The following is a 16,039-nucleotide window of genomic DNA, read 5'->3' as shown; positions in this document are numbered from 1 at the left end:
CTACCCGCCCGCCATCAGCGCCTTCGCCAGCGCCATATACGCCGGCAGCGTCACGGGGTCGTTGGCGGCGTTGCCCGCCATGGGGTGCGAGGCGTAGCGCGCGATCACCATCTCGGCCCTGGGATCGATGTAGATGCCCTGGCCGTAGACGCCGCGCGCCATGTAGGCGCCGTGGGCGTTGTGCGTGACCCACCATTGATTGCGGTAGGACGCGCCCGGCAGAGTGGTGTAGCCGGCCGGCTTGAATTTCTCGGGGTCGCCGCCGCGCGCGATGTCCTCGACCACCTGTGACGGCACGATCTGGCGGCCGTTGAAGCGGCCGTGATTGCGCATGGTCTCGCCGAAGCGGGCGAGATCGCGCAGCGTGGTGGAGAGCCCGCCGCCGCCGCTCTCGGTGCCGATGCGGTCGACGTGATAATACGCATCCTCCTCCGCACCCATCGGCTGCCAGATGCGCTCGGAGAGCAGGTCGGACAGCGTCGTGCCGCTGGCGCGCCGGATGATCCAGGCCAGCACGTCGGTGTTGACGGTCTTATAGGCGAAGGCCTTGCCGTGCTCGCCCTGCTTCTTCTGCGCGACGAGGAAATCGAAGATGGTGGTCGGGCCGTCATAGTCAGGCGGAATCGGCGCCATGCCGTTGGCGCGCCGCAGACCCCACACGTCCGAATTCTTGTCGGTGTAGACCTCGGTGTAGGCAAGCCCCGTGGTCATATCCATGACCTCGTGCACGCGCGCGTCGCCGAACGCGCTCGCCTTCAGCTCCGGCACGTAGTCGGTCACCGGCGCCTGCGGATCGATCTTGCCCTCGGCGACCAGAATGCCGGCGAGAACGCCGGTGAACGACTTCGTCACCGACATCCCGATATGCGGCTTGTGCGGCTGCAACGCGCCGAAATAGCGCTCATAGATCAGCCTGCCCCGATGCAGCACGGCGATGCCGTCGGCATAAGTCTCCTCCAGCATCTTTGCGAAGGTCATGGGCCGGCCGTCCATCGTGGTCGAAGCCACCGCGCCGATGTCGTGATCCTCCCGCGGCAGCACCGATGCAGGCCCTGCCCCGCGCCAGACGTTCACCGTCGGCACCAGCTGGCGGATGTTGCTCCAGGCCCAGCGCAGTTCGGGGAAGTTACGGAACGAGCCGTCCTGGAAGGTGATGGTGCGATCGGGCGACGGCGGAAAGCCGCGCATCCAGCTGAGGGTTTCGGGGTCGGTGGCAGTGGCAGATGACTGGCTGGCGGCAGTAGCGACGGACATGAAGGCAAGCTCCGAAGGGGACCATACGGATCACCTATCACGGGAGAACGTGACGGACATCCGACGTTTCCGCCGGGGCGCTACGCGCGGTCAGGTTGGCCCCGCTGCGACGCTTCGCAGCCTGTGGTGCTCACATGGACGGGCCCAGGAACTTGAATGGCTCAGCCTCCTGGAAATTCGCGGTCGCATCGCCGGAGAAAATGCGCGACTGTTGGGACCCCAGATCGAGCTTCTTCACTTTTCCCTTCTCAGGTGAGAAATCGATTCCCTTGAGATCCACCCAGAATATGTTCGGGGTCAGCACGGATTCGAAGAAGTACAGCTTGCGCTGATGGTCCGCGACGGTGCGCCACCGCGTCGAGGAAATGTTCGGCTGGTCCGGCGTTGAAATGCCGAACGGCACGGACACGTTGCGGATCACGCTGAAGACGCTGGCGACGGCGCGGTCGGGATCTTCATCTTTCGGAATCGCGTCGACGTAGAAGGACGCACGCGCGAACCGGTCTGCGGCACGGTTCGTGCCCGGCAGCATCACCGTGCCGCCGATCTCCTTCCAATACTCGTTCAGCGCCAGTTGCTGTTCGAAGATCGGGGAATTCGTCATCACCTGGTACTTGCGGTCGTGATGGATGACCGGCCGGCCATTGATGTATTCGATGATCGCGCTGTCACCCGTGGCATCCGAAAGAGACAGGTGAAGCGTGGTGAGCAATTTCTGTCCGGGCACGTTGTCGGTGACGATCGTGAAAGGATCCGTCTCGAGGACCGCAACCGCATCCCGGACGGTGGCGAAATTGTCGAGCACGTATTGGGCCCAGGCGGCAATGGACAGGCCGGGTTTGCCGGAATCCAGCTTCGGGTATTCGGATTCGGTGAGCCAGAGGACGTTGGCGACCAGTCCTGCCTCGTTCATCCCGTCCGACGTCGAAACCTCGTAAGCGGAGGCAACAACGCTGCCGAACTTGGATTTCCATTTCAGCGAGTTCGGTCCGCCCTCTCCGCTGCGCGCCATGCCTCTCGGGAAGATCCAGAGATTGGTCGGCATCTCAAACCGCCAGTCCATCGACCGCGCCGTGACGACTTGCCCGTTGGCGCCGAGATAAACCAGCCGCGTACAGGCGAGCGAGAGCGATGGTGCAACCGCGATCACAGCCGCCATGGTCGCCAGGAAAATGCGCGATAGGGCCGGACTCTTCATTGTCATCGAACTCGCGATAGCTCTTGAACCGACAGGAGCACGCTACCGGCTTCGATGATCGTCATCATGAGGTAAGTCAAACTGCGAGGTGCACGGGCCAGTGGGCTTGTCGCCGGCGGCTGAGGTCATACCGGTTTTGCAAGCAGCCCCGAGGCCAGGCAACGGAAGGCCTCGACAGCTTTCGGGAGAACCTCTTTGGGATCTTTGCTGGCCGCAATCCAGAGGGCAGCGTTGAGCCCGGCGCCATTGAGAAGCCGCGCTGCGGCCTCGGTGTCCACCGGCTTCAGAACTCCCTGTGCGATCAGCCGCTCCACGGTCGCCTTGGTCGCCTGCAGGCAACTGTTCTGGCTCGGCCATTGCGACGGATCTCCGAGGACCGCGGGCCCGTCGAGCAGAACAATGCGCTGGACTTCGGGATCGAGCGCCATCTCGATATAGGCCGCCCCCTCAGCCAGCAGCCCCTCCCAGTCGTCTCCCGCCTGGCCGCCAATCTCCTGCGCACGCGAAGCCATTTCAGCGTCGATCTGGTGAACCACCGCAGCCAGAAGCCCACGCTTGTCCCCGAAGTTGTGGTAGAGGGCCCCTCGCGTCAGACCGACATCGGCGGTCAACTCATCCATGGAGGCGGCAGAGTAGCCCTTTTCGGCAAAGGCCTTTCGCGCCGCCGCGATCAGCTTTGCGTGGTTCTCCTCCATCTTTTCGATGCGCCGCTTCGCCATCATCGTCGCCCCGCGTTCACATACGCAGCGTATATGAGTTGACATACGCCACGTATGCCCGTATCTCACATACGCACCGTATGTCAAATGGCGCGACCGCGTGAACCTTGGAAGTTCGCGTCCGCTCCTTGCGCGCCGGCGACGATGAAAAGGAATCATGAGATGGCACAGCGAGAAGCGGTCTTTCCCGCCAACAGGCATGCACTTTACGAGGCCCATGGCTATTCGGCCGCGATCCGATCCGGCGACCTTCTCTTTGTCTCCGGGCAGGTCGGCAGCCGTTCCGATGGGAGCCCCGAACCTGATTTCGGACGTCAGGTCCGATTGGCCTTCGACAACCTCAAGGCAACGCTGGAAGCCGCCGGCTGCTCCTTCGCCGATATCGTCGATGTGACGACGTTTCACACCGATCCCGAAAACCAGTTCGAGACCATCATGGCCGTCAAGAACCAGATCTTCAGCGCTCCGCCCTATCCCAACTGGACGGCGATCGGTGTGAACTGGCTTGCCGGCTTCGATTTCGAGATCAAGGTGATCGCTCGCATTCCCCAAGCGACATAGGCGCTACTGCCGAAGCGGTCCGATGAGCTTCGGGCTGGCGCAGGCGCCCCGCTTCCATGTCGCGGCCGATCTCGCCAGCGGCGCGCTTTCCGGCTATATTACTGGAAATAGCCGAGGACCGCATGGGAAACTCACAGAAGCGCGCCATCCAGAACTATCGGTCACGCCTCAGTAAGCGCGGCTTGGCGCGTTTCGAAGTGCTTGGCCGGAATGCCGACCGCGATTTGATCCGTTCGCTCGCCAAACGGCTCTCGGAGGATACGCCAGAGGCCTTGGAGCTTCGCGCCACCGTGAGCAGATCGGTCGGGGGCCAGCCGCCGAAACCCGGCGGCATCCTTGCCGCATTGCGTCGCTCTCCGCTTGTCGGAGCCGATCTCGACCTGTCTCGCCCCCGTGAAAAGGGCCGCAAGGTCGACCTGTGACGCGCTATCTCCTCGACACCAACATCATCAGCAACGTCGTCAAACCGCGACCGTCGGAATCGCTGATGTCATGGCTGTCGATGCAGCGCGACGAGGACCTGTTCATCGCCTCCTTGACCGTTGCAGAAATCCGCCGCGGCATTTTGGAGAAGCCGCGAGGCAAGAAGCGCGATATCCTCGACCATTGGTTCGCAGGGTCCGAAGGACCGCAGGCGCTTTTTGCGGGCCGCATCCTGTCGTTCGACGACAAGGCGGGACTCGTCTGGGCGCGATTGATGGCCGAAGGCAAAGCGGCAGGCAAACCGCGAAACACGCTCGACATGATCATCGCCGCCGTCGCCAATACAAACGACTGCGTCGTGGTGACGGACAACGAAAAGGATTTCGCCGGGATCAAGGTCCTCAATCCGGTACGCGGATGAGCGTGATGTAGTTGTAGGATGGGTGGAGTGCAGCGATACCCACCAAGTCCGCTCGACAGGCGCGATGGGTTTCGCTGCGCTCTACCCATCCTACGGGCTGTGCGATGGACTTCCCTTCCGCTCTACCCGGCTACGTATCTTGGTTGGAAGGCACTTCCCGCTCGGTGTATTGAATGGGCAAATCAGAAAAATTGGCCCGCCAGTCGTCGAAAATTTTCGGCACAACGGTCCGATCGGCTGGAACATTCGTGAAGTATCGAACCACCGCATCGTCAATGTAGGCAGCCCACATTTCACCGGAATCGTTGAGCATCACAATGCTTTCCATAATTGTGTAGAGTCCAGCTACGCCACCAGAGATAACCCTTGCCGCGGCAGCATCAAGATCCTCTCGCTCATGGAGGTCGCTCGTGCAATCCCGCATCTTATCGATATGCTCTCCTAAAAGCCCATACAAACGAACGACCTCTAACTCGTTCATAACTCCAGCATCGAACCACGGCTCCCTTTGACGGGTGAAGTTGCCGCCGAACGAAGCCCGAGCCCCCCGAAAACTACCACACGCTGCGATCTCTTCGATTTCTATGATGCGCTTGCCGCTCTCCATCCGACGCCGGAATATTAGTTCCCCGTCCTCATCCGTCTCTCCGTTACGCACCCGGCAGTAAGCTACGTCTTGCGAGACGATGCGAGCATACGAGGTAATTGAGCCCGAATGCGCTCCGTGGAAAACAACAAGATCAAAGAAAAAGCCGTTCGGCCCCACTTCACGAATGAACAAGTTGCCCCCAAAGGAGGCAGCATCGAAATCCCATTTTCCCCACCAAAGTTGCACTTCTGCCCCGCTTGCAGTGACGCTTGATGACCCCGCTTCCAAAGCCATTCGCAGTCCGTGCTCGAGACGTCCCTGAAGCAGGGATCTCGCCTCGATCCGATCACCCTTCTCCATGGCCTCGTAAACCACGATGCGTCGCCCTCGCAGATCGAACGGCAGCAATTCAGGCCCGCCAAACGCACTATTCTGAATCAGAATGATTCTACTCCATCCAAGCCGAGCGACAGCGTAACCCAACTCAACGAGCACATTGGGGTTAGGAGTTGGACGAGCAGCGCCAGAATTAACGATACTAACGTCCGCAACAAATGCGTCAGCGAAAGATATCTTAGCCAAAATGCTATGCGCGATATCTGGGGCGCCTGCGAGGTTGGCCGTGTCCCTATCGAGCACAGGTTCGATCTTGGCGTCTGCATCTCGACCGATCGAACGAATAGCCCGACTTAAACTATCCTGGATCAGATTGCGATTAGTCGCTGCAGGGAGGTCAGACTGCCAAGAGTAGAACACAGTTCTTCGCATAGCGCCCTACTGAAAATTTCATTTATCCGAACGTCTGCCACGAGCGCAAAAGAAAGGTGTGCTCGTTGCACTTTATCGATCTTACGGGTTTCCCTTTGCAAAGCGCTAGCTTTTGGAGGACAAAAGTCAGAGAGAGACCTTAACTTCTAGCGCCGCGCCTCACTCCCACTCAATCGTCCCAGGCGGCTTGCTGGTCACGTCATACACCACCCTATTCACGCCCTTCACCTCGTTGATGATGCGCGTCGCGGTCTCGCCCAGAAACTTCATGTCGAACTGGTAGAAGTCCGCGGTCATGCCGTCGGTGGAGGTGACGGCGCGCAGGCCGACGACGTAGTCGTAGGTGCGGCCGTCGCCCATGACGCCGACGGTCTTGACCGGGAGCAGCACGGCGAAGGCCTGCCAGATCTCGTCGTAGAGGCCGTGCTTGCGGATCTGGTCGATGTAAACGGCGTCCGCCTTGCGCAGGATGTCGAGCTTGTCTTTGGTGATCTCGCCGGGGCAGCGGATGGCGAGGCCGGGGCCCGGGAAGGGGTGACGGCCGACGAAGATTTCGGGAAGGCCGAGCTCACGGCCGAGCTTGCGCACCTCGTCCTTGAACAGCTCGCGCAAGGGCTCGACGAGCTTCATGTTCATGCGCTCGGGCAAGCCGCCGACATTGTGGTGCGACTTGATGGTGACGGACGGTCCGCCGGTGAAGGAGACGCTCTCGATCACATCAGGGTAGAGCGTGCCCTGCGCGAGGAAGTCGGCGCCGCCGATCTTCTTGGCCTCGGCCTCGAACACCTCGATGAAGAGGCGGCCGATGGTCTTGCGCTTGGTTTCGGGGTCGGTGACGCCTTCGAGCTCGCCCAGAAACTGCTTCGAGGCATCCACGTGCACGAGCGGGATGTTGTAGTGGTGGCGGAAGAGGTCGACGACCTGCTCGGCCTCGTTGAGGCGCATCAATCCGTGATCGACGAAGACGCAGGTGAGCTGGTCGCCGATGGCCTCATGAATCAGCACGGCCGCAACGGCCGAATCGACGCCGCCGGACAGGCCGCAGATCACCCTGCCCTTGCCGACCTGCGCGCGGATCTTGGCGATCTCCTCCTCGCGGAACGCGCGCATGGTCCAGTCGCCGGTGAGGCCGGCGATCTTGCGGACGAAGTTGCGGATGAGTTTTGCGCCGTCGGGCGTGTGCACCACTTCGGGGTGGAACATCAGGCCGTAATATTTGCGCGTCTCGTCCTGGATGATCGCGAACGGCGCGTTCGGCGATGTGCCGGCGACGGAGAAGCCCGGCGGCATCCTGGTGATGCGGTCGCCATGGCTCATCCAGACCTGGTTCTTGCTGCCTGACGACCAGACGTCCTCGAACAGCTTGCTCTCGGCCTTGACCTCGACGTCGGCGCGTCCGAATTCGCGGTGATGGCCGCCCTCGACCTCGCCCCCGAGCTGCGCGGCCATGGTCATCTGGCCGTAGCAGATGCCCATCACGGGCACGCCGGAGGCGAAGATCAATTGCGGCGCGCGGGGCGAGCCGGCCTCGTGCACCGACTCGGGGCCGCCGGAGAGGATCACCGCCTTCGGCTTCATCTCCTTGAACGCCTCTTCGGCCTTGTTGAACGGCACGATCTCGCAATAGACGCCGTCCTCGCGCACGCGACGCGCGATCAGCTGCGTCACCTGGCTGCCGAAGTCGACGATGAGAATCTTGTCGTGCGCCGAGGCCACCGAGGGCGTCGACGCGGAGCGGTCGTTCTGTGCTGCTGTCATGGCCAGCAGATACGCTGGCGGCGGGCGCGCCGCAACCGCGCTCGCCGCGCGCCCACATGCTTCTTTGGGCATGGACAAGCGGATATAGGTCAGTAATATTGACCTATTATCGACCCGCTCTGAAAAGGGTCGATCAGGGAGAATGCCATGTCACAGCATCATCAGCCATCAACGCTTGCCGCGCTCGGCCGGACCTGGGTCGAGGCCTGGAATACTGGCGATATCGAGCGCGTGCTTGCGCTCTATGACGAGGCGGCCGTGATGACCTCGGACCGCATCCCCGCGATGGGGTTCGACGCCAGCGGCACCGTACGCGGCAAGGACAGCCTGCGCGCCTATTGGGGCAAGGCGCTGGGGCTGCTGCCGGAGCTGCACTTTTCGCTGATCGATCTGTTCGTCAGCCCGGACAGCGTGGTGGTGTTCTACGAAAACGAGCGGGGGAAGAAGATCTGCGAATATCTGCGGGTGAACGAGGCCGGGCTGATCGTGCAGGGCTCGGCGAATCATTTGCCCCATTGATCCGTCTGCGCCGCGAGATCAGCCCTTGCGTGCGCCGACCTTTCGCACCTTCGTGTCGGACCACGTCAGCGGCCGGCCGGTTCGCGACGGCAGCACCAGCAGCCCAACCGGCTGGCCTGCCTGGTCCACCAGGTCGGAATGCGCCTCGCCGCGCGCATAGAGATGCGCCTCGCCCCATTGGCGCAAACCGACGATGACAGGAAACAAGTCGCGTCCCCGCCTCGTCAGCGCGTATTCCTGATACGCGCTGCCGTCGGCAGCTGGAACCAGTTCGAGCACGTTGAGCTCGACCAGCTTGCGCAGGCGCGTGCTGAGCATGCCCTTGGCAATGCCGAGGTTCTTCTGGAAATCGCCGAACCGGCGCAGCCCGTCGAAAGCATCGCGCACGATCAGGAGCGACCACCAGTCTCCGATCGCATCGAGCGCGCGCGCCACCGGGCAGTCGGCCTCGGAAAAACCTGTCCGCTTCATTCTCCCGCTCCAATCTGGTTCTAAAATAGGACTAGACAGCGCCGTGCGCAACTGGTCCTATTATAGGACCAAGAAAGCAGTGCCGGAGATGACAGATGACGAGCAATGACCTCGCTGGAGGCACCCCGAAGACCAGTGCCGGGCCGGCCGGGCACGGGCTTTCTTCCGCGATGGCGCTGCTGCTCGCGCTGGCTTGCGGCCTCAGCGTCGCCAACATCTACTTCGCCCAGCCACTGCTCGACGCGATGGCCCAGGACCTCGGCATCGCTCCCGCAGCGATCGGCATGGTCGTGACCTTCACGCAGATCGGCTACGCGTTCGGCCTGATCCTGATCGTGCCGCTCGGCGACCTCTGGGATCGCCGACGTCTGATCGCCGGCCAGATTGCACTGTCGGCAACCGGACTCGTGGTCGTCGGCACCGCATCGCACACCGCGGTCCTGCTCGCGGGACTGACGCTGGTCGGCGTGCTTGCCGTCGTCGTGCAAATCCTCGTCGCCTTTGCCGCAACGCTCGCGACTCCGGACGGCCGGGGCCGCGCCATCGGGACAGTGACCAGCGGCGTCGTCGGGGGAATCCTGCTCGCGCGTTTCGCCTCGGGCGCGCTGGCCGATATCGGCGGCTGGCGCACGGTCTACCTGGTCTCGGCCGGCCTCATGCTCGCCATGGCCGTCCTGCTGTTGCGCGTCCTGCCCCGCGGTCCGCACGCGGCAATGGCCGGCTCATCGTATCTGTCGCTGTTGCGATCGACGGCGGCGTTGTTCGCAGAGGAGCCGATCCTGCGCGAGCGCGCCCTGTTTGCGTTCCTGATCTTTGCCGACCTCAACGTGTTCTGGACCTCGATCGTACTGCCGCTTTCGGCGCCCCCCTTCGTGCTGTCGCACACCACGATTGGACTGCTCGGGGTCGCCGGCTTCGCCGGAGCACTCGGCGCGCGCAATGCTGGCCGTCTCGCCGACCTCGGATGGGCCCAACGCACCACCGGACTGTCGCTGATGCTGATGCTCGCCGCCTGGGGCGCGATCGCCTGCCTGCATGTCTCGCTCTGGTTCGTCGTCGCAGGCGTGATCATGCTGGATCTCGGGCTGCAGGCCGTGCATGTGACCAGCCAGAGCCTGATCGTCGCCGCCCGTCCCGACGCAGCGAGCAGGCTGGTCGGCGCCTACATGGTATTCTACTCAATCGGCAGCGCGGCTGGCGGAATCGCGGCGACCATGGTGTACGCGATAGGAGGTTGGAGCGGCGTTTGCATGCTGGGTTCCGGCATCAGCGCCGCAGCTCTGCTGGTCTGGGTCATCAATGCGAGCAGGATGCAAGAGGCGGCCGGCTGTGCGCTGACGCCCTCGCCGCCCAGGTAAAGTGCACGACCCGGAAATCGGCATCGGCTAACAAGCGATGCACCGCATCAAGGCAGGATCCTTTCATGAAACTCCCCACCTCCCCCTTTACCGTCACCGACTGGAGCCGGATCGAGGCGACCACGCATCCCGGCGAGAACGGTGAGGCCAGGTGGCGCACGCTCAATATCGGCGATCTCCGGGTGCGGATGGTGGAATATTCGCCGGGCTATCTTGCCGATCATTGGTGCGATCGCGGCCACGTGCTCTACGTGCTGAAGGGCGAGCTCGACTCCGAGCTGCGCGACGGGCGCAAATTCAAGCTGACCGCAGGCATGAGCTACCAGGTCTCGGATTTCGGCGACGCGGCGCACCGGTCCTCGACGGCCACCGGCGCCACGCTCTTCATCGTGGACTGATGCGCCCGGGGCGGTTCATTGCACCGCAAAATAGCAAACAGGCGCGACATCCCGAGCCACGGGTGGTGCCTTGAAGTAGCCCCAAATTCTCGCTATATTGTGATCATCGATACTTGGCCGAACGACTGGGCCGCTTCGCTTCGTTACAGACGGGCGCGCACGCTTCAGATGACTTCTCCAAAAATCGACTGAACAGGATCAAGGGCGCAGCGACGCGTACCGGTCCGCGTGCGTACCCTCTCTAACAAAGGAAATTCCCATGGCTATGGGCACCGTGAAGTGGTTCAACACCCAAAAGGGTTATGGTTTCATCCAGCCGGACGACGGCCAGAAGGACGTGTTCGTGCACATCAGCGCGGTCGAGCGCGCCGGCCTTTCGACCCTCAACGAGGGCCAGAAGGTCTCGTTCGACATCGTCGCCGACCGCCGCAGCGGCAAGTCCTCGGCTGACAATCTCCGCGTCGGCTAACGCCCGCGCATCGTTCTGACCACGGACGTACCGGCAGAACGCTAGAACTAGAAAGCCCCGCGACCGGGATCGGTGCGCGGGGCTTTTGTTTGGGCTCTCGTCCGTCATTCGAGGCGGGATCAGCCACTCTTCCGCAGCACCGAGACGAAAAACCCGTCCGTTCCGGTCCGTCGCGGTGTCATCAGCCAGCCCTCCGGCGACCGGAGCGCGGCCTCGCCAAAAGCTTCCGCCTTGTCCCAGAGCACGCTCGCGGTCTGCTCGGGCGGCACCACGCCGAACTCGGGATGGCGCGCGACGAGCGCCCTCACCTGCTCGCCGTTCTCCTCCGCCAGCACCGAGCAGGTGATGTAGGCGATGCGGCCACCCGGCTTCACCAGCGGCACCGCACGCGCGAGCACCTCGGCCTGGTCGCGCAGGCGGATCTCCAGCGCGCCCGGGCGCATGCGCCATTTGGCATCGGGGTTGCGGCGCCAGGTGCCGGTTCCCGTGCAGGGGGCGTCGATTACGACGAGGTCGGCCGAGGCGCGAATGTCCGCCAGCGGATCGGCCTCGCCCTTGGGCGTGCGAACGTCGGCATTGTGGACGCCGGCGCGCGACAACCGCTCATGGATCGGCGCGAGCTGGCGCTTGTCGCGGTCGGTCGCGATCAGGCGGCCCTTGCCCTGCATCAGGGCGGCGAGCGCCAGCGTCTTGCCGCCGGCGCCGGCGCAGAGATCGATCACCTGCTCGCCGGGCTTTGCCGCGGTAAGCTGGGCCGCAAGCTGCGATCCTTCATCCTGCACTTCAATTGCGCCCTTGATGAAATCCTCTTCCGCCTGGATGCCCGGGTTACGCGCGTCGGCCGAAAGCTCGATGCGCAGGCCCGTTGCCGACCACGGCGTCGGTTTCGCATGAAGATGAGCAAGTGCACGCAGCACCTTGTCGCGATTGGACTTTAGCGTGTTGACGCGCAAATCGAGCGGCGCCCGGCTCGCCATCGCGGCGGCTTCCGCAGCACGGTCCCCACCGAAGACTTTTTCGAGGTGCGGATCCAGCCATTCGGGATAGTCGCTGGCCACGGCGGCTGGCGCGTCCTTCAGGGAGCGCGAGGCGAGCGCGGCCTGCTCGGCCTCGGTCAGCGGCGCCGGCGCAAACCGGCTGCCGTCGAACATCGCGGCCATGGTGGCCGTGTCCATATTGCGCTCGAGGCGGAGCATGCCGATCAGGCGCGCCCGCGCGGTATCGGAATCCATCAGGAACGCGCTCGAGGCGTAGCGGCGCAGCACGTCCCAGACGAGACCGGCGATCGCGGCGCGGTCGCCCGAGCCGGCGAAGCGGTGCGCGGTGCCCCACTCCTTCAGTGCCTTGGCCGCGGGCACGCGGTCCCTCTCGATGGTGTCGATCAGTTCGATGGCTGCGGACAGCCGGGCAGCGGGGGTCATTTAAATCTTTCGGTTTTGCGCATGATCTTCTCGGAAAACCGGGATCCACTTTTCCGGATCATGCGCGCTCAGATCAGCAGCAAGAGCTTCAGCGCGAAGTAGATCCACATCGCCAGCAGCACCAGCACACCGGCAAGCCAGACGGTGGAGCGCCGGCCCATATCGTTCGAGGACACGAAGATCCCGGCATGGGCAAAGCGCGCCACGACGAACACCCAGGACATCAGCACGATGAAGAGATCGGCGCGGCGCAAGGGCAATGCCAGCGCGATCAGGACGTAGAACAGCACCGGCAGCTCGAACTGGTTGCGGTAGCAATTGGCGATTTGTGTGGCGCCCTTCGGCCAGTTCGGCTCGCCCAGCGCAATGTCGCGAATCCTGGTTTCGCCGGAGACCAGCGTCTTGCGGCGCGCGACGACCATGCCGATCAAGAGCGCGAAGGTGAGAGCGACCTGCACGAAGACCGGCAGCAAAACCATTTGAACGGACATCGGAACTTTCCCGAGAGGCGAAATGCCGCCGACCGTCATTAGCCGCGACTTCTGCCGCTGACAATGAACGACTTGAACCGGCGTTCCCGGCCTTGCGACCAACCACCGACAACTAAAGCGATTTCGGCCCCTTGGGCCCGCAGCAAGATAGCGCCATGATGACCTGGTCCAGCCTCTTCACCGAATCCGCCGACGGCCGGCTCGGCATCCTGATGTCGGCGCTGTCAGGTATCGCGATGGCGCTCGCGGTCGCGCTGGCGATGACGGTGTACCTCCGCTCGAGCTATCGGATGATCTACGTGACTTGGCGCGACGCGGCCCGGTACGGCCTTGCTGCCTTCGCCGCGTGCGCCCTGTTCGCCTTTGCCGCCTACGACATGCGCCATGCTGCGCTTGCCTATCTCGGCCTCAATCCGTCCAAGCCCGCCGTCGCGTTCGAGATCCGCATGCCCCGGGAGATGCTGACGGCGGTGGCGGCCGACACCCAGATCGAGCTGCATACCGACCGCAACCAGACGCTGGCGCTGGTCGAGGGGCTGCACGACCTCTCGGACGGGCGGGCGGTGCTGCGCGGCGCAGTCGCGCTCAACCATCGCACCGCGGACCGCGTTCTGGTCGTGAACCTGCCGGGCAAGGGCACCTTCGAGTTCCGCCTCCGTCTGCCGGCCGAGCCGCATCGCTCCGAGCAGTTCGGCCCCTGGCATCTCGCCGACCGCATCGCCTCGCCGCTCGCCGGCCCCGTCGCCCCGCAGGACGGCTACACGATCCGCTACCGCGTGCTTTAAACTTTGTTCGTTGCGATCCATGCCCGCGCCGTCATCGTTCCGACGCGCGACAACGGGTAGGATGATCGCATGCCCGAATTTCGCCTGACCCAGATTTCCGACACCCATCTCGGCCGGCGCTTTCCCGGCCTGATCGCCAACTTCCACCGCGTCAGCGAGCACATCGACGCCGACAGGCCCGATCTCGTCGTCAACACCGGCGACGTCTCGTTCGACGGGCCGGCCGGCCGCGACGACGCCGAATTCGCGAAGGGCCTGCACGACGCCCTGCCCGTCGCCTGCCGCTACCTGCCCGGCAATCACGACATCGGCGACAATCCGACCGCGATCGGGCCGGCGCCGAAGCCGCCCGTCAGCCCGGCTCACCGGCGGCAATTTTGCGACATCATCGGCGAAGACCATTGGTCGTTCGACGCCGCAGGCTGGCGCTTCATCGGCCTCAACTCGCTGGTGATGAATTCGGGGCTCGGCTTCGAGGCCGAGCAGTTCGACTGGCTCGCCTCCGAGCTATCGCGCACGAACGGCAGGCCGGTCGCGCTGTTCCTGCACAAGCCGCTGTTTCTCAACCTGCCCGACGACCCCGAGACGCCGGAGACTTCGATCCGCTATGTGCCGCAGCCGGCGCGGGCGCGGCTGATCGAGATGTTCGGGACTATCGACCTGCGTCTCATCGCCAGCGGTCACGTGCACCAACGCCGCGACTTCACCTGGCGCCGCACCCGCCACGTCTGGGCGCCGTCGGCCGGTTTCGTCATCAACGATCAGCGCCAGGACCGGATTGCGATCAAGGAAGTCGGGCTCGTCGAATACCGCTTCCAGCCCGACAGTCTCGAGGTTCGTCACGTCCGCGCGGCGGGCCAGGTGGACGTCGACATCGAGGAGCTGCTCGTCCAGATGGGCGGCGAGCACTAAAGCAGCTCGCCATCGGTTCTCAGGCGACGCTCTTGAGATCCTGCTGGATCGCGGCGAGCAGGGATTGCAGCGCCTCGCTGTTCACTGGCTTGGCCGCCGGATCATTGGCGGGCGGGTGCCCGGCAGTTTGCGCAACTCTGACCGGACGTCTCGGGAATGGCGGTGGCGGCACCGGCATCGCGGCCAGCGCAAAATCACCCTCTTCGTCGACGTGGACGAACTTGCCATGGATGACGTCGTCGCGACGGCCCATGACGAACATGGTCGCCCAATAGCCGGCGGCCAGCACAATGACGCACAAAATACCAATCTCTAACATCGCAGCACCTAAAATATCTGCGATGATTCAATGCCTTCGTCGGCCCGTCAATCAACCGGCGCACACACCTGCGGCTTTTGCCAGCAGGTGTGGCCAATCGGTAACTCTTTCTTAACCATCCCGCCCCTGCGGGGCCCGGAAGAGGCGGCTCAGGCCTTGTCCGGCCCGACCCGCACCAGCTGCTTGCCGAAATTGGCGCCCTTCAGGAGCCCCATGAAGGCGCCGGGCGCACTCTCCAGGCCCTCGGTGACGAATTCCTTATACTTGACCTTGCCGTCGCGAACCCAGGCGGACATGTCCCGCAGGAAGTCGCCATGGCGCGCGGCAAAGTCGGAAACGATGAAGCCGCGGAAGGTCAGCCGCTTGGTGAGGATGTTGCGCATCATCGCGCCGGCCCATTTCGGCGGCTTGGCCTCGGTGTCGTTGTAATGGGCGATCAGGCCGCAGACGGGCACGCGCGCGAACGGGTTGAGCAGCGGGAACACAGCCTCGAACACGGCGCCGCCGACATTCTCGAAATAGACGTCGATCCCCTTCGGGCAGGCCTCCTTGAGCCTGGCGGCGAGATCGGGATCGCGGTGATCGATACAGGCATCGAAGCCGAGCTCCTTGACCACGTAGTCGCACTTGTCCTTGCCGCCGGCGATGCCGACCGCGCGTGCGCCCTTGATCCTGGCGATCTGGCCGACGGCCGAGCCGACCGCCCCGGAGGCACCGGCAACGACGACGGTCTCGCCGGGTTGCGGCTTGCCGATGTCGAGCAGGCCCGTGTACGCCGTCATGCCCGGCATGCCGAGCACGCCGATCGAGGTCGAGATCGGCCCGAGCTTGGGATCGACCTTGATCAGGCCCTTGCCGTTCGAGATCGCATGCGTCTGCCAGCCGGAGCGGATGCGCACGATGTCGCCGACCGCGAAATCGGGATTGTTGGAGGCCGCGACCTCGCTGACCGCCTCGCCTTCCATCACCCCGCCGATCGGCACCGGTGCAGCGTAGGACGGCCCCTCGCTCATGCGCCCGCGCATGTAGGGATCGAGCGACAGCCAGATCGTGCGCAGCAGGACCTCACCCTGTCCGGGTGTCGGAACTGCAAATTCCTCCAGGCGAAAATCGGACGGCTTGGGTTCGCCGGCGGGACGCGCGGCGAGAACGATGCGTTTGCCTTGGGACATGACTTCCTCCGGAGTTTCGTCGGCGCGAGCGAA

General features: G+C 63.7%; 19 protein-coding genes. 9 read left to right on the top strand and 10 right to left on the bottom strand.

The annotated features are described in order from the left end of the window. The 3 genes from FJV43_RS33195 to FJV43_RS33185 form a co-directional block, all read right to left on the bottom strand. Window positions 1-1,254 carry a serine hydrolase gene (locus tag FJV43_RS33195; RefSeq protein WP_239623176.1) on the bottom strand — a complete coding sequence of 418 codons (1,254 nt, stop codon included), beginning with the start codon at window positions 1,252-1,254 and terminating at the stop codon, window positions 1-3. A 130-nt stretch (window positions 1,255-1,384) separates the two neighbouring features. Continuing rightward, entirely contained in the window at window positions 1,385-2,452 is a 1,068-nt protein-coding gene (locus tag FJV43_RS33190) for a linear amide C-N hydrolase (protein ID WP_239623175.1), read from the bottom strand. 125 nt (window positions 2,453-2,577) lie between these two features. Next, window positions 2,578-3,171 (bottom strand): TetR/AcrR family transcriptional regulator, encoded by a 594-nt coding sequence (locus FJV43_RS33185; RefSeq protein WP_239629722.1) that lies wholly within the window; start codon window positions 3,169-3,171, stop codon window positions 2,578-2,580. Between the two features lie 162 nt (window positions 3,172-3,333). On the opposite strand from FJV43_RS33185, the gene FJV43_RS33180 reads away from it, so the two are divergent. The 3 genes from FJV43_RS33180 to FJV43_RS33170 all read left to right on the top strand — a co-directional run bounded on the left by FJV43_RS33180 (window position 3,334) and on the right by FJV43_RS33170 (window position 4,576). Beyond that, window positions 3,334-3,732 (top strand): RidA family protein, encoded by a 399-nt coding sequence (locus FJV43_RS33180; protein WP_239623174.1) that lies wholly within the window; start codon window positions 3,334-3,336, stop codon window positions 3,730-3,732. A gap of 122 nt (window positions 3,733-3,854) precedes the next feature. Beyond that, window positions 3,855-4,154 carry a hypothetical protein gene (locus tag FJV43_RS33175; RefSeq protein WP_239629720.1) on the top strand — a complete coding sequence of 100 codons (300 nt, stop codon included), beginning with the start codon at window positions 3,855-3,857 and terminating at the stop codon, window positions 4,152-4,154. Further along, window positions 4,151-4,576, top strand: a complete 426-nt coding sequence (locus FJV43_RS33170) for a type II toxin-antitoxin system VapC family toxin (protein ID WP_239623173.1) — start codon at window positions 4,151-4,153, stop codon at window positions 4,574-4,576. Before FJV43_RS33175 ends, FJV43_RS33170 begins: the two co-directional genes overlap by 4 nt. Before the next feature lie 130 nt (window positions 4,577-4,706). On the opposite strand, the gene FJV43_RS33165 is transcribed toward FJV43_RS33170, so the two are convergent. Together FJV43_RS33165 and guaA are read right to left on the bottom strand one after the other, a co-directional pair. Next, window positions 4,707-5,933 carry a nucleotide-binding protein gene (locus tag FJV43_RS33165; RefSeq protein ID WP_239623172.1) on the bottom strand — a complete coding sequence of 409 codons (1,227 nt, stop codon included), beginning with the start codon at window positions 5,931-5,933 and terminating at the stop codon, window positions 4,707-4,709. 159 nt (window positions 5,934-6,092) lie between these two features. Beyond that, window positions 6,093-7,691 carry a glutamine-hydrolyzing GMP synthase gene (gene guaA, locus FJV43_RS33160; RefSeq protein ID WP_239623171.1) on the bottom strand — a complete coding sequence of 533 codons (1,599 nt, stop codon included), beginning with the start codon at window positions 7,689-7,691 and terminating at the stop codon, window positions 6,093-6,095. Between the two features lie 147 nt (window positions 7,692-7,838). Between guaA and FJV43_RS33155 the strand changes: the two genes are divergently transcribed. Further along, window positions 7,839-8,210 (top strand): nuclear transport factor 2 family protein, encoded by a 372-nt coding sequence (locus FJV43_RS33155; RefSeq protein WP_239623170.1) that lies wholly within the window; start codon window positions 7,839-7,841, stop codon window positions 8,208-8,210. Window positions 8,211-8,228: 18 nt separating this feature from the next. Here FJV43_RS33155 and FJV43_RS33150 read toward each other — a convergent pair whose 3' ends face one another. Beyond that, window positions 8,229-8,681, bottom strand: a complete 453-nt coding sequence (locus FJV43_RS33150; RefSeq protein ID WP_239623169.1) for a helix-turn-helix domain-containing protein — start codon at window positions 8,679-8,681, stop codon at window positions 8,229-8,231. Between the two features lie 95 nt (window positions 8,682-8,776). Here FJV43_RS33150 and FJV43_RS33145 point away from each other — a divergent pair, with 95 nt between their 5' ends. The 3 genes from FJV43_RS33145 (at window position 8,777) to FJV43_RS33135 (ending at window position 10,906) form a co-directional block, all read left to right on the top strand. Beyond that, a complete protein-coding gene (locus tag FJV43_RS33145) occupies window positions 8,777-10,039 on the top strand; it encodes an MFS transporter (protein WP_239623168.1) in 1,263 nt (420 codons plus the stop codon). 65 nt (window positions 10,040-10,104) lie between these two features. Further along, on the top strand, window positions 10,105-10,437 hold the full coding sequence (locus FJV43_RS33140) for a DHCW motif cupin fold protein (protein ID WP_239623167.1): 333 nt from the start codon (window positions 10,105-10,107) through the stop codon (window positions 10,435-10,437). 259 nt (window positions 10,438-10,696) lie between these two features. Beyond that, a complete protein-coding gene (locus tag FJV43_RS33135; protein WP_015686739.1) occupies window positions 10,697-10,906 on the top strand; it encodes a cold-shock protein in 210 nt (69 codons plus the stop codon). A gap of 119 nt (window positions 10,907-11,025) precedes the next feature. Here FJV43_RS33135 and FJV43_RS33130 read toward each other — a convergent pair whose 3' ends face one another. Both FJV43_RS33130 and FJV43_RS33125 read right to left on the bottom strand, forming a co-directional pair. Further along, complete coding sequence (locus tag FJV43_RS33130; protein ID WP_239623166.1) at window positions 11,026-12,327, bottom strand: RsmB/NOP family class I SAM-dependent RNA methyltransferase; 1,302 nt, start codon at window positions 12,325-12,327, stop codon at window positions 11,026-11,028. A 68-nt stretch (window positions 12,328-12,395) separates the two neighbouring features. Then, complete coding sequence (locus FJV43_RS33125; RefSeq protein ID WP_131871470.1) at window positions 12,396-12,818, bottom strand: MAPEG family protein; 423 nt, start codon at window positions 12,816-12,818, stop codon at window positions 12,396-12,398. 155 nt (window positions 12,819-12,973) lie between these two features. Here FJV43_RS33125 and FJV43_RS33120 point away from each other — a divergent pair, with 155 nt between their 5' ends. Next, window positions 12,974-13,603: an acriflavin resistance protein gene (locus tag FJV43_RS33120; protein WP_239623165.1), complete on the top strand. Its 630-nt coding sequence runs from the start codon at window positions 12,974-12,976 to the stop codon at window positions 13,601-13,603. Window positions 13,604-13,672: 69 nt separating this feature from the next. Continuing rightward, window positions 13,673-14,515, top strand: a complete 843-nt coding sequence (locus tag FJV43_RS33115; protein ID WP_239623164.1) for a metallophosphoesterase — start codon at window positions 13,673-13,675, stop codon at window positions 14,513-14,515. A 19-nt stretch (window positions 14,516-14,534) separates the two neighbouring features. On the opposite strand, the gene FJV43_RS33110 is transcribed toward FJV43_RS33115, so the two are convergent. Together FJV43_RS33110 and FJV43_RS33105 are read right to left on the bottom strand one after the other, a co-directional pair. Continuing rightward, window positions 14,535-14,834, bottom strand: coding sequence for a hypothetical protein (locus FJV43_RS33110; protein ID WP_239623163.1), 300 nt, complete (start codon window positions 14,832-14,834; stop codon window positions 14,535-14,537). Between the two features lie 149 nt (window positions 14,835-14,983). Beyond that, the gene (locus tag FJV43_RS33105) at window positions 14,984-16,006 is read right to left on the bottom strand and encodes an NADP-dependent oxidoreductase (protein ID WP_239623162.1); all 1,023 of its coding nucleotides are present in this window, start codon (window positions 16,004-16,006) and stop codon (window positions 14,984-14,986) included. Window positions 16,007-16,039: the final 33 nt, after the last annotated feature.

Origin of the sequence: Bradyrhizobium sp. I71 (assembly GCF_022354745.1) — a bacterium.
Lineage (GTDB): Bacteria > Pseudomonadota > Alphaproteobacteria > Rhizobiales > Xanthobacteraceae > Bradyrhizobium > Bradyrhizobium liaoningense.
Note: the sequence above shows the minus strand (reverse complement) of the source record. Positions and strands in the feature narration are given on the sequence as shown.